The sequence below is a fragment of the Marisediminicola sp. LYQ134 genome, from assembly GCF_046599635.1.
GTDB lineage: Bacteria > Actinomycetota > Actinomycetes > Actinomycetales > Microbacteriaceae > Marisediminicola.
Map to the genome: position 1 here is coordinate 78,628 of NZ_JBKIWP010000003.1, position 11,288 is coordinate 89,915.

The window sequence follows — 11,288 nt, forward strand, 5'->3', positions numbered from 1 at the left end:
TCGCTGCGCGACATGCCATCGAGAAGCTCTAGCGCGCTGGCGTCGTCACCCGCACTGGGGGCGCCGAGATAGGCCGGGGGCGACCGCCCGCTCGGTAGGGTGGGCCTCTGCGGCTGTCTGTGGCCACTGGTCGGCCGGGGGGCACAATGGCGGAGAATTATCGTGTCGTCGTCATCGAAGACGACGTCGACGTGGCGAACTACACCGCCACGGTGCTCGAGAAGCGACTCGGCTGCACCGTCATCGCCGTCACCGATCCGCGCGAGGCGCGCGCCGCCGTGCGCGAGCTGCGACCGGACGTCGTCATCACCGACATCGAGATGCCCGGGATGTCGGGCCTCGACCTCGTCGAACACATCAGAGACGAGCAACCGGGCACCCCGATCGTCGTCATGACCGCGCACGTGTCGGTCGACTACGCGGTGACGGCCCTCCGCAACAGAGTCGACGAGTTCGTGAACAAGCCCGTGTCGTCGGCCGACCTCGTGTCGATCGTCACGCGCCTCGCCGAGGAGTCCCGAGCCGCCGCCGCCGCCCGGGCACCCGAGACCGTTCTCGCGATCGGAGCCCACCCCGACGACGTGGGGATCGGTGTCGGGGGCATCCTCGCGGCTCACCGCGCGGCCGGAGATCATGTCACCGTGCTGACGCTCTCGGGCGGGCGTCGAGAGGGGGGCATCGCGACCGCGTGGGCGGAGGGCTCGGCTGCCGCCGCGACGATCGGAGCCGTGCTCATCCTCGAGGACCAGCGCGACTCCGAGGTTGCGAGTGTCGAGCACAACGCCGCGATCATCTCGCGAGTGCTCGCCGACGTGACGCCGACCATCGTGTACCTCCCGAGCGCGAACGATCGCGACGGCGATCGCCGCGCGGTCTCCGAGGCGGCGCGCAGTGCGACATCCTCCGTCGATACCGGTGCTGCGCGCACGGTCGCGTGCTATCAGAGCCCCACGGCGACCGTGGACTTCCGTCCCAACCGCTTCGTGTCGATCGACGACGTCACCGAGGCAAAACTGTCGATGCTCGCGTGTTTCGCCGCGAGCGGGGAGCGCCCCGCCTCCCTCGACCCCGACCTCGTGATCGCGACGGCGCGGTACTGGTCGCGGTTCGGGGCGGGCGGCGCGTGCGAACCTCTCGAGATCGTGCGGGACTCCGTCGATGTCGGGTAGTGCCGCGACCGGAGCGGGTGCGATGCGCGTGATCATCGCGGATGACGACGACGACCTGCGCGACCTCGTCTCGATCACCGTGGCCCGAGCGGGTCTCGAACTCGTGGCGGCGGTCGCCGACGGGGAATCCGCGTGGTCGGCTGTCGTCGAGCACCGCCCCGACATCGTGCTCCTCGACGTCGCGATGCCGGGGATGACGGGCCTCGAGGTGTCTCGGCGCATCCGCGCGGACCTCTCCCTCGCGCCCGTGCACATCGTGCTCATCTCGGCGGGGGTCGACAGTGAGTCCCACGCCGAGGGGTGGGCCGCCGGGGCCGACGACTACCTCATCAAGCCGTTCAGCCCGCGCGTGCTCATCGAGAAACTGGTCGCCGTGGCCGCGCCGTCGGGGCTGGTGTCGTGAAGGCTCGATTGAGGAGGTGGCTCCCCTCGTTCCTCGACGCGTCTCCGATCGTGCGCCAGGTTCCCATCACCGTTCTGTTCCTCTTCATCAGCTCGTTCAGCCTGTACCTGCCGAACTGGGAGGTCATGCACCCGGGCAGCAAGACCTTCGGCCTCGTGATGATCGTCGTCGCGACGATTCTCGCCGGCGTGTTCACGGCGAAGCCGCGTCGACGCAACTGGGCCCTTCTCGTTCCCGCGTGCGACTTCGTGGCGCTCGGAGCACTGAGATACGCGTCGGAGGAGCGATCCGCGATCTTCGCCTCGCTCGCGGTTCTGCCGCTCATCTGGTTCGCGGCCGAGGCCGGCCGCCGCAACGTCGTCTACGCGGCGATCGGGTCGGCGATCGCTCTGCTCATCCCCCCGATGATCGAACAGATCCAGGCGCCAAACGGCAGCATTCCCGCGGGTGCCGTTGCCGCTCCGTTCATCCTCGCGATCGCGGCCGTCGTCATCAACGAGCTCACCCTGCAGAACCGATCGCAACTCACGCAGCTCCGCGCTCTCGCGAACGAGCGCGAGCAGTTGCTCGATGCCGCGGTCGGCCAGGTCGCGACGATCGAACGGGCGCACGCCGACGTGCTCGAGGCGGAGCGCGTGCTCCGGGGCGTCTGGGACGCCGTGACCGAGCAATCGATCATCGGCACCGACACGCGCGGCACCATCGAGATGCTCAACAGCGGATCGGAGCGGATGCTGGGAGTGCGCGCCGCCAAGGTGGTCGACCGCCGGCACGTGGTCGAGTTCCACGTGCTCACCGAGCTTCAGGAGCGGGCTCGCACGCTCGAGCATCCCGTCGGGGTCGCAGGCGTCGATTCGGGCTTCACCGCTCTCGTCGAGCTCGCGCGCACGGGAAGCGCCGACACGCGCGACTGGACATACGTGCGCCCCGACGGTTCGACCATCCCCGTCGCGTTGAGCGTCACGCGCAGGATGAACTCCGACGGGGAGACGGTCGGTTACCTCTTCGTCGCCGCCGACATGACGAGGGAACGCGAGGTCGCGAAACTCAAGGACAAGTTCGTCGGCCTCATCTCGCACGAGTTGAGAACGCCGCTGAGCTCGATCCTCGGCTACCTCGAGCTCTTGCGCGACGACGACGAGGGCACCGAGCTCACGCCGACCCAGCTGCAATACCTCGGTGTCGCCGAGCGGAACGCGCACCGGCTCCTGTCGCTTGTCGGCGATCTGCTGTTCACCGCTCAAGTCGAATCGGGCTCGTTCGCCCTGAATCGCGCGGTGGAGAGTCTCGCGCCGATCGTGCGGGCGTCGATCGAATCCGCCACGCCCGCAGCGGCGGCCGCGGGTGTGACACTCACCGAATCGATCTCCGACGCGGCGTCCGCCCCTCTCGTCGACGGCGACTCGGGCAGGCTCGGTCAGGCATTCGACAACCTCCTGTCGAACGCCATCAAGTTCACGCCCCGCGGGGGGACCGTCACAGCGGGCCTCGCGATCGCGGCAGACGGTGCCGCCGCGGTGACCGTGACCGATTCGGGCATCGGCATCCCTCCGGCCGAACTCGACAGGCTCTTCACCCCGTTCTTCCGGGCGTCGACCGCGACGAAGAACGCCGTGCCCGGCGTCGGCCTCGGTCTCGTGATCACTCGGGCGATCGCGACCGCGCACGGGGGCTCCGTCGGTGTCTCGAGCGTCGTCGGCGAGGGGACGACCTTCACCCTCTCGCTCCCCGTCACCGAGTCTGTGCGCGCGGACGAGCGTCAGCACCTCGCCGTCTGACCCGCACTGGGGGTGCCCTGGTGTGATCCGGTCGTCGAGGAGTGCGTAGGGTTAGCCGTCTACTAGGCCGGGGGGCTCGGATGTCGCAGGGCACGACGATCGCGACCGACGAGGTCTCTCGCGAGCCCGTGACCGTTCTCGTCGTCGAGGACAGCGACGATCAGCGCCTTCTGCTGCGGCGTCTCTTCGAGAGGCACGGGTGTCGGGTCATCGACGCGGAGTCGGCCGAAGCGGCCATCGAGCTCTATTCGACGGTCGGGGCCGGCGTCGATCTCGCCGTCGTCGATCTCCTGCTCCCGGGCATGACCGGGTGGGATCTCACGGCCCGCATCCGGGCCGACCTCCCGGGGTGTCCCGTGGCCATCACGTCGGTGCTCGACCCCGAGCAGTATCCGTGTGCGGAAGCGTCGCTCGTCAAACCCGTGTCGCGCGCCCGGGTGCGGGACGTGCTCGAGCGGTGCGTCGACCGGTGGCAGACGCCCTGAGTCGAGCCGACCCGACCCGGTCAGTGCGCCCCGCCGCGCGCGGTGCGATCGAGGCGTGACAGCAGGAGGTCTCGAGGCCACTCGCGCACGCGGCGGGGCAGAACGCGCTGGAGGGCGCCCAACACCCGCATCGCGACGTCGAACCGTCTCCGCCGTCGCTCCGACCAGGGGAGCGCGAACTCTCTGCGGAGGTGATCGTCGAGCAGGCCCGCGGTCACGAGTCTCGCGAGCGGCATTCCCAGGCGGAGCCACAACGGACCCGTCGGCGGATGAAGCAGGGTGTGGGCGACCTCGCGAACGCGGTCGTCGACGCTGAGCCCGCTCGATACCCGCTGCCAGTAGTCGGCGAACGCGGCTCGGTCGGCCGGCCAGAAGCCCGCGGGAACCCGGAGCGCGGTCCCCACGATCGCGTAGTCGGCGTAGATGGCGTCGCGTTCGGTGTCGTCGAGCCTGCCGATGAGGCGGTCGTGCACGAGCACGGCCGTGTCGTAGAGGGTCGCGGCGACCCAGAGCTGCAGGTGCGGATCGTTGGCGTCGTAGCGAACGGATGCGCCGCTGCCCGCGCCATCGGCGGTCGAACTGTCGGGGGCCGAGACCACGCCAGCGTGTCTGCCGTTCACGAGTCGCGTGACCGCCGCCGCCTGATCGTCTGTGCCGTAGACGAGCGCGTAGACGAACGTGAGGGTCTGCTCGAGGCGGTGGGTCGGCCGAGAGGCGAAATCACTGTGGTCGGCGATCGCGGCACCGATCGCCGGGTGCGCCAGTTGGAGGAGAACGGCCCGCCCGCCGCCCGCGAGCAGCGCTCCTTCGGCCCCGATGTCGACGAGGCGCCGGGGGGCTGACGATCTGACCATGCATCCACGCTAGCCCGCGCGCATCCGTCCGTGCCCGAGGCCCGACGCCCGCTGGCTCGACACGGGGGAGGGGTAGAGTGATTGATGGCCCGTTTCTCTCGACGTCGAGATATCTCGACCGAGATCGGGGTCGCATCCCCCACAACCGACCCGCGGATTGGACAAACAGCGTGGATCTTTTCGAGTACCAGGCCAGGGACGTATTCGAGTCCTACGGCGTTCCCGTTCTCGCCGGCATCATCGCCGACAGCCCCGAGGAGGTGCGTGCCGCGGCAGAGAAGCTCGGTGGCACCGTCGTCGTCAAGGCCCAGGTGAAGATCGGTGGCCGCGGCAAGGCGGGGGGCGTGAAGGTCGCCCACACCCCCGACGACGCGGCCGAGGTATCGAAGGCCATCTTCGGTCTCGACATCAAGGGCCACGTCGTCAAGCGCGTCATGGTCGCGGCGGGCGCCGACATCACGCAGGAGTTCTACTTCTCGGTGCTCCTCGACCGGGCGAACCGCTCGTTCCTCTCCCTCGCGAGCTACGAGGGTGGCGTCGAGATCGAGATCCTCGCCGTCGAACGCCCCGAGGCGCTCGCGCGCATCGAGGTCGACCCGTCCGCGGGCATCGACCTCGACACGGCGACCGAGATCGCCGTCGCCGCGAAGTTCCCCGAGGAACTCGTGCCGAAGATCGCCCCCGTCATCGTGAAGCTCTACGACGTCTTCGTCGGCGAGGACGCGACCCTCGTCGAGGTCAACCCGCTCGTGCTCACGGGCGCGGGCGACATCGTCGCCCTCGACGGCAAGGTGACCCTCGACGAGAACGCCGAGTTCCGTCACGAGAACCACGCTGCCCTCGTCGACACCGATGCGGAGGACCCCCTCGAGGCCAAGGCCAAGGCGTCGAACCTCAACTACGTCAAGCTCGACGGCGAGGTCGGCATCATCGGCAACGGCGCGGGGCTCGTCATGTCGACCCTCGACGTCGTGAGCTATGCGGGTGAGAAGCACGGCAACGTGAAGCCGGCGAACTTCCTCGACATCGGCGGCGGAGCATCGGCCGAGGTCATGGCCGCGGGCCTCGACGTCATCCTCGGCGACCCCCAGGTCAAGAGCGTGTTCGTCAACGTCTTCGGCGGCATCACGGCGTGCGACGCCGTCGCGAACGGCATCGTCGGCGCCCTCGCCACTCTCGGTGACAGCGCGACGAAGCCCCTCGTCGTGCGACTCGACGGCAACAACGTCGTCGAGGGCCGCCGCATCCTCGCGGATGCCGCGCACCCCCTCGTGACCGTCGTCGACACCATGGACGAAGCGGCCGACAAGGCCGCCGAGCTCGCCCACGCGTAACCCCCCGCGCGCGAGCGCCTCGAAGTCGGTCGCACGCGCGACCGGAAAGGATTAGACATGTCGATCTTCCTCGACGAGAACTCCAAGATCATCGTCCAGGGCCTCACCGGGTCCGAGGGCACGAAGCACGCGGGGCGGATGCTCGCATCCGGCTCGAACATCGTCGGTGGCGTGAACCCGCGCAAGGCCGGCACGACCGTCGAGATCGAGGGTCACACCCTCCCGATCTTCGGCTCGGTCGCCGACGCGATGGCCGAGACCGGCGCGAACGTCTCAGTCATCTTCGTGCCTCCGGCGTTCGCCAAGGGCGCCGTCATCGAAGCGGTCGACGCCGAGATCGCTCTCGCGATCGTCATCACCGAGGGCATCCCGATCCACGACTCGGCGCAGTTCTGGGCCCACGCCAAGGCGAAGGGCAACACGACGCGCATCATCGGCCCGAACTGCCCCGGAGTCATCAGCCCGGGCAAGTCGAATGCGGGCATCATCCCCGCGACGATCACCGACGCCGGCCCGATCGGACTCGTGTCGAAGTCGGGAACCCTCACGTACCAGATGATGTTCGAGCTCCGCGACCTCGGTTTCTCGACGGCGATCGGCATCGGTGGAGACCCCATCATCGGCACGACGCACATCGACGCGCTCGCGGCGTTCGAGGCCGACCCCGACACCAAAGCGATCGTCATGATCGGTGAGATCGGTGGCGATGCCGAGGAGCGCGCGGCCGAATTCATCCAGGCCAACGTCACGAAGCCGGTCGTCGCCTACGTCGCCGGTTTCACGGCACCCGAGGGTAAGACCATGGGTCACGCGGGCGCGATCGTCTCCGACGGCGCAGGCACAGCACAGGGCAAGAAAGAGGCGCTCGAGGCAGCGGGGGTCAAGGTCGGCAAGACGCCGTCCGAGACCGCCTCACTCATGCGGGAGCTCTTCGCGAGCCTCTGAGCCCGACACGGTAGCAACGGGGGCGGAGTCCGGGTGACTCCGCTCCCGGCACGGCAAGCGCAGTAGGTATAGCGAGAGCGCCCCGCGGGGTGCACACTCGAATAGGGAGATGAAGTCATGACCGGATCTCGACCAGAACTGCCCGCCGCGGGGGAGAAGTATCGCGTCTGCCTCTTCGGAGGCCCCCTCGACGGCAAAACCGGCACGGTCGTGTCGGAGGGGGGCCTCAACGCCTCGATCGAATTCGAGGTCGACGAGGTGAGGGCGCGCTACGTGAGCACGGGAGGCGGCAGCCACGGCGGCGGCAAGTCGGCGTGGAGCTACAACTTCAGCCCCGACGAGTAGGAGTGGCTCCGCCCCCGCGGATCGATCGTCCGGGGTTGCCCCGCACTGCGCGAGGCGCGACTCCGGCGGCCGCTCCCGCGGGTAGTGTCCTTCGCGTATGAATCGTCCGCTCACCGCCCTCTTCGCCGCCCTCGAGGCGCTCCTCGTCGTCGGTGTCGGCATCGGCATCACCCTCGCGCCGCTCACGCTCATGTGGGCGTTCGAATACGGGCTCCAGGTCGACTGGATCGTGTTCTGGCGTGCCGCGGTCGATGTGTGGCTCATCGGCCACGGTGTCGACGTCGCGTTCGCTCTCGATCCCGCTGTCGCCGCGGCCTCGGGGCTCCCGGGTGCCGCAGACGGGTTCACCGTCACGGTGGCCCTCCTCGGATTCGCGCTCGTCACCCTCCTCCTCGCCGTTCGGGCGGGCCGTCGCATCGGTGAGACGCCGCACCGGCTCACCGGACACATCGTCTCGGTCACGACGGTCGCTGTGCTCTCCGCCGCGGCGACCCTCTCGGCGACGACCTCCGCGGCGGTGCCCGTGCTGTGGCAGGGCATCCTGTTGCCCGCGCTCGTGTTCGTCGTCGGCACCGTGATCGGTTCGACGCGCGCGATGCCCGCGCCCGCTCCTGCCGGGTCTGCATCGGCCGCGTCTGTGTCTACCGGCGCTGCTCCTGCCGGCGCTGCGCCTGCCGCGTCGCTCATGGCCGCCCGCACTGCGGCGATGGGCGCAGACATCCGCACCTGGCTCGATTCGATGATCCCCCTCCGGCTCAGGCGGGCGGTGGGCAGTCTCGCCGCGGTGGCCGTCGTCGTCGTCGCGAGCATCCTGGCCGTCTCCGCGGTCGCGGTCGCGGTGCTCCTCGCGACGAGCTACGGCCAGATCATCGGGCTCTACGAGGCCGTGCAGTCGGGGTACCTCGGCGGGGCAGCACTCACGATCGGTCAGCTCGCCGCGCTTCCCAACCTCGTGGTCTGGGCGGCGAGCTGGTTCATCGGTCCCGGGTTCGCGATCGGCAGCGGTTCGACGGTGAGCCCCCTCGCGACCGCCCTGGGGCCCGTACCCGCGATCCCCATGCTCGGTGCGGTGCCGGAGTCGGCGGGGGAGTTCTCGTTCGTCGGACTCCTCGTCCCCGTCGTCGCGGCGTTCGTCGCCGCGGCCCTCGCGCGACGCAGGCTCGTCTCCGTGCTGTCCGAGTCCCGATGGGTGCTCGCGGCCGCGGGCGCGGCGATCGGAGCGATCGGCGGCGTCATCCTCGCGCTGCTCTCGGGTCTCGCATCCGGATCGGCGGGCCCCGGCCGCCTCGTCGAGGTGGGGCCGCACTGGCTCACCGTCGGGGGGTGGGGAGCCCTCGAGATCGCTGTTCCCGCGATACTCGCGCTCGTCATCGGAGGAGTGGATGTGCGCGCGCTCTCCGACCGCGTGACAGACCGTGTGACCGACGCGGTCGCCGAGCGCGGTGGCCGGGAGGCGGGCGTCGACAGCGCGGCGGGTGCCGACAGCGCGGCGGGTGCCGACAGCGCGGCGGGCGCCGAGCACGAGCCCGAGCCCGAGCGCGAGCCGCGACCGGGCGCGCGATAGGCTTCACCGGTGCTCTCACTCGTCGTCTTGATCTCGGGTGCCGGCTCCAACCTCCGCTCTCTCCTCGAGGCGACCCATGACGCGGAATACCCGGCGCGAGTCGTCGCCATCGGGGCGGACCGCGACGCCGAGGGCCTCGCCCACGGTGAGTCGTTCGGCATCCCGACCTTCACCGTTCCCTTCTCGAACTACGACAGTCGCGACGAGTGGGGCGACGCCCTCCTTGAGAACCTCTCGGTGTGGAACCCCGACCTCGTCATTCTGAGCGGGTTCATGAGGCTCCTGCCCGAGCGCGTGGTCGACTCCCTCGCGCCGAAGCTCATCAACACGCACCCGGCATACCTCCCCGAGTTCCCCGGAGCTCACGGCGTGCGGGATGCCCTCGCCGCCGGGGTCGACCGAACCGGCGCGAGTGTGATCATCGTCGATCGCGGTGTCGACAGCGGCCCGATCCTCGCCCGCGAGCGCGTCGACGTGCTCGACGGCGACACCGAATCAACTCTGCACGACCGCATCAAGATCGTCGAGCGTCGATTGCTCGTCTCGGTCGTGCTCGACATCGCCAACGGAACCATCGACCTCGAGGAGCGATCTCAGTCATGAGCGCAGCCACACACGATCCCGCCGATTATCGCGAGCGCGACACCGTCACGGCACGACGTGCCCTCGTCTCGGTGAGCGACAAGTCGGGGCTCCTCGAACTCGCCGCCGCCCTCGTCGATGCGGGCGTCGAGATCGTGTCGACGGGTTCCACCGCGAGCACGATCGCGGCCGCGGGGCACCCCGTCACGCAAGTGAGCGACGTCACCGGTTTCGCCGAGGCGCTCGACGGTCGCGTCAAGACCCTGCACCCGGCGATCCACGCGGGCATCCTCGCGGACCTCCGGCTCTCCGCCCACGAGCAGCAGCTCGCCGAACTGGGGATCTCGCCGTTCGAGCTCGTCATCGTCAACCTCTACCCGTTCGTCGAGACGATCGAGGCGGGCATCACGGGCGACGCCGCCGTCGAGCAGATCGACATCGGTGGCCCCGCGATGGTGCGGGCCTCGGCGAAGAACCACGCGAACGTCGCGATCGTCGTCTCGCCCTCGCGCTACCCCGCCGTCGTCGCCGCGCTGCGCGCCGGGGGAACCGACCTCGCGCTGCGTCGCATGCTCGCGGCCGAGGCATTCGCCCACACGGCGCAGTACGACCGGGCGGTCGCGCGCTTCTTCGCCGACCAGATCGTCGCGGACGTCGCCGAACCCGCGATCTTCCCCGACACCGTGGCGGCGACCTACGAGCTCTCGAGCGTGCTGAGGTACGGCGAGAACTCGCACCAGCGGGCGGCGCTCTACACGAGAGACCTGCCCGGTGTCGCTCGTGCCGAGCAACTGCACGGCAAGGAGATGTCGTACAACAACTACGTCGATGCCGACGGCGCCGTGCGCGCGGCCTACGACTTCGACGAGCCCGCGGTCGCGATCATCAAACATGCCCAACCGTGCGGTATCGCGGTCAGCCACGGCGCGGGCGATGCGATCGCTTCGGCGCACATGCGTGCCCACGAGTGCGACCCCGTCTCGGCGTTCGGCGGGGTCATCGCGGCCAACCGTCCGGTCACGCTCGCGATGGCCGAGCAGGTCAAGGACATCTTCACCGAGGTCGTCATCGCTCCGGGTTTCGAGCCCGAGGCTCTCGACGTCCTCCGCTCCAAGAAGAACATCCGACTGTTGACCCTGCCGGAGGGCTACGCGCGCGACGCACGCGAGTTCCGCCAGATCTCCGGCGGGCTACTCGTGCAGGAACCCGACACGTTCGACGACTTCTCGAGCAACGGGTGGTCGCTCGTCGCCGGGTCGTCCGTCGACGAGTCGACGCTCGCCGACCTCGAGTTCGCGTGGCGAGCGGTGCGATCGGTCAAGTCCAACGCGATCCTGCTCGCGCACGCGGGAGCATCGGTCGGAGTCGGCATGGGGCAGGTCAACCGCGTCGACTCGTGCCGCCTCGCGGTCGATCGTGCCGGAGACCGCGCATCCGGTTCGGTCGCGGCATCCGACGCCTTCTTCCCCTTCGCCGACGGCCTCGAGATCCTGCTCGCGGCGGGGGTCACGGCGGTCGTGCAGCCGGGAGGCTCCGTGCGCGACGAGGAGGTCATCGAGGCGGCGACCCGAGCGGGAGTCGCGATGTACTTCACCGGCGAGCGTCACTTCTACCACTAGGCCGCGCCGCGCCACGAGACCGATCCCGAGCCCGCGGGATCGACCCGGCCCGGCGCCTCGACTGCGCCCTCGAACGAACATGAGCTTTCTCTTGCCTTCGCTCTGTGTGACGGCATAATCTGGAAGGCTCCGTCGAGCCGAGACCGTGGCTCTCGTCCTCCGCCCCGACAACCCCCTCGACACCGTCTCGCGCCGCAGCGATGCGCGACC

General features: G+C 69.5%; 11 protein-coding genes. 10 read left to right on the forward strand and 1 reads right to left on the reverse strand.

Features of this window, described 5'->3' with window-relative positions:
• Window positions 1-146 precede the first annotated feature (146 nt).
• The 4 genes from ACLHIH_RS13545 to ACLHIH_RS13560 all read left to right on the forward strand — a co-directional run bounded on the left by ACLHIH_RS13545 (window position 147) and on the right by ACLHIH_RS13560 (window position 3,835).
• Window positions 147-1,169 (forward strand): response regulator, encoded by a 1,023-nt coding sequence (locus tag ACLHIH_RS13545; protein ID WP_411317374.1) that lies wholly within the window; start codon window positions 147-149, stop codon window positions 1,167-1,169.
• Window positions 1,159-1,572 carry a response regulator gene (locus tag ACLHIH_RS13550; RefSeq protein ID WP_411317375.1) on the forward strand — a complete coding sequence of 138 codons (414 nt, stop codon included), beginning with the start codon at window positions 1,159-1,161 and terminating at the stop codon, window positions 1,570-1,572. Before ACLHIH_RS13545 ends, ACLHIH_RS13550 begins: the two co-directional genes overlap by 11 nt.
• 8 nt (window positions 1,573-1,580) lie before the next feature.
• Window positions 1,581-3,350, forward strand: a complete 1,770-nt coding sequence (locus ACLHIH_RS13555) for an ATP-binding protein (RefSeq protein ID WP_411317376.1) — start codon at window positions 1,581-1,583, stop codon at window positions 3,348-3,350.
• 80 nt (window positions 3,351-3,430) lie between these two features.
• Window positions 3,431-3,835, forward strand: a complete 405-nt coding sequence (locus tag ACLHIH_RS13560) for a response regulator (RefSeq protein ID WP_411317377.1) — start codon at window positions 3,431-3,433, stop codon at window positions 3,833-3,835.
• A gap of 20 nt (window positions 3,836-3,855) precedes the next feature.
• On the opposite strand, the gene ACLHIH_RS13565 is transcribed toward ACLHIH_RS13560, so the two are convergent.
• Window positions 3,856-4,689: an oxygenase MpaB family protein gene (locus tag ACLHIH_RS13565; RefSeq protein WP_411317378.1), complete on the reverse strand. Its 834-nt coding sequence runs from the start codon at window positions 4,687-4,689 to the stop codon at window positions 3,856-3,858.
• A 170-nt stretch (window positions 4,690-4,859) separates the two neighbouring features.
• Here ACLHIH_RS13565 and sucC point away from each other — a divergent pair, with 170 nt between their 5' ends.
• The 6 genes from sucC (at window position 4,860) to purH (ending at window position 11,078) form a co-directional block, all read left to right on the forward strand.
• Window positions 4,860-6,023 carry an ADP-forming succinate--CoA ligase subunit beta gene (gene sucC / locus ACLHIH_RS13570; RefSeq protein WP_411317379.1) on the forward strand — a complete coding sequence of 388 codons (1,164 nt, stop codon included), beginning with the start codon at window positions 4,860-4,862 and terminating at the stop codon, window positions 6,021-6,023.
• 57 nt (window positions 6,024-6,080) lie between these two features.
• Window positions 6,081-6,968, forward strand: coding sequence for a succinate--CoA ligase subunit alpha (sucD, locus tag ACLHIH_RS13575; RefSeq protein WP_411317380.1), 888 nt, complete (start codon window positions 6,081-6,083; stop codon window positions 6,966-6,968).
• Window positions 6,969-7,085: 117 nt separating this feature from the next.
• Complete coding sequence (locus ACLHIH_RS13580) at window positions 7,086-7,313, forward strand: hypothetical protein (RefSeq protein ID WP_411317381.1); 228 nt, start codon at window positions 7,086-7,088, stop codon at window positions 7,311-7,313.
• A 97-nt stretch (window positions 7,314-7,410) separates the two neighbouring features.
• Window positions 7,411-8,877: a DUF6350 family protein gene (locus tag ACLHIH_RS13585; RefSeq protein ID WP_411317382.1), complete on the forward strand. Its 1,467-nt coding sequence runs from the start codon at window positions 7,411-7,413 to the stop codon at window positions 8,875-8,877.
• A gap of 9 nt (window positions 8,878-8,886) precedes the next feature.
• A complete protein-coding gene (gene purN, locus ACLHIH_RS13590; RefSeq protein ID WP_411317383.1) occupies window positions 8,887-9,480 on the forward strand; it encodes a phosphoribosylglycinamide formyltransferase in 594 nt (197 codons plus the stop codon).
• On the forward strand, window positions 9,477-11,078 hold the full coding sequence (purH, locus tag ACLHIH_RS13595; protein WP_411317384.1) for a bifunctional phosphoribosylaminoimidazolecarboxamide formyltransferase/IMP cyclohydrolase: 1,602 nt from the start codon (window positions 9,477-9,479) through the stop codon (window positions 11,076-11,078). The genes purN and purH overlap by 4 nt, the downstream gene beginning before the upstream one ends.
• The last annotated feature ends 210 nt before the right edge of the window (window positions 11,079-11,288 follow it).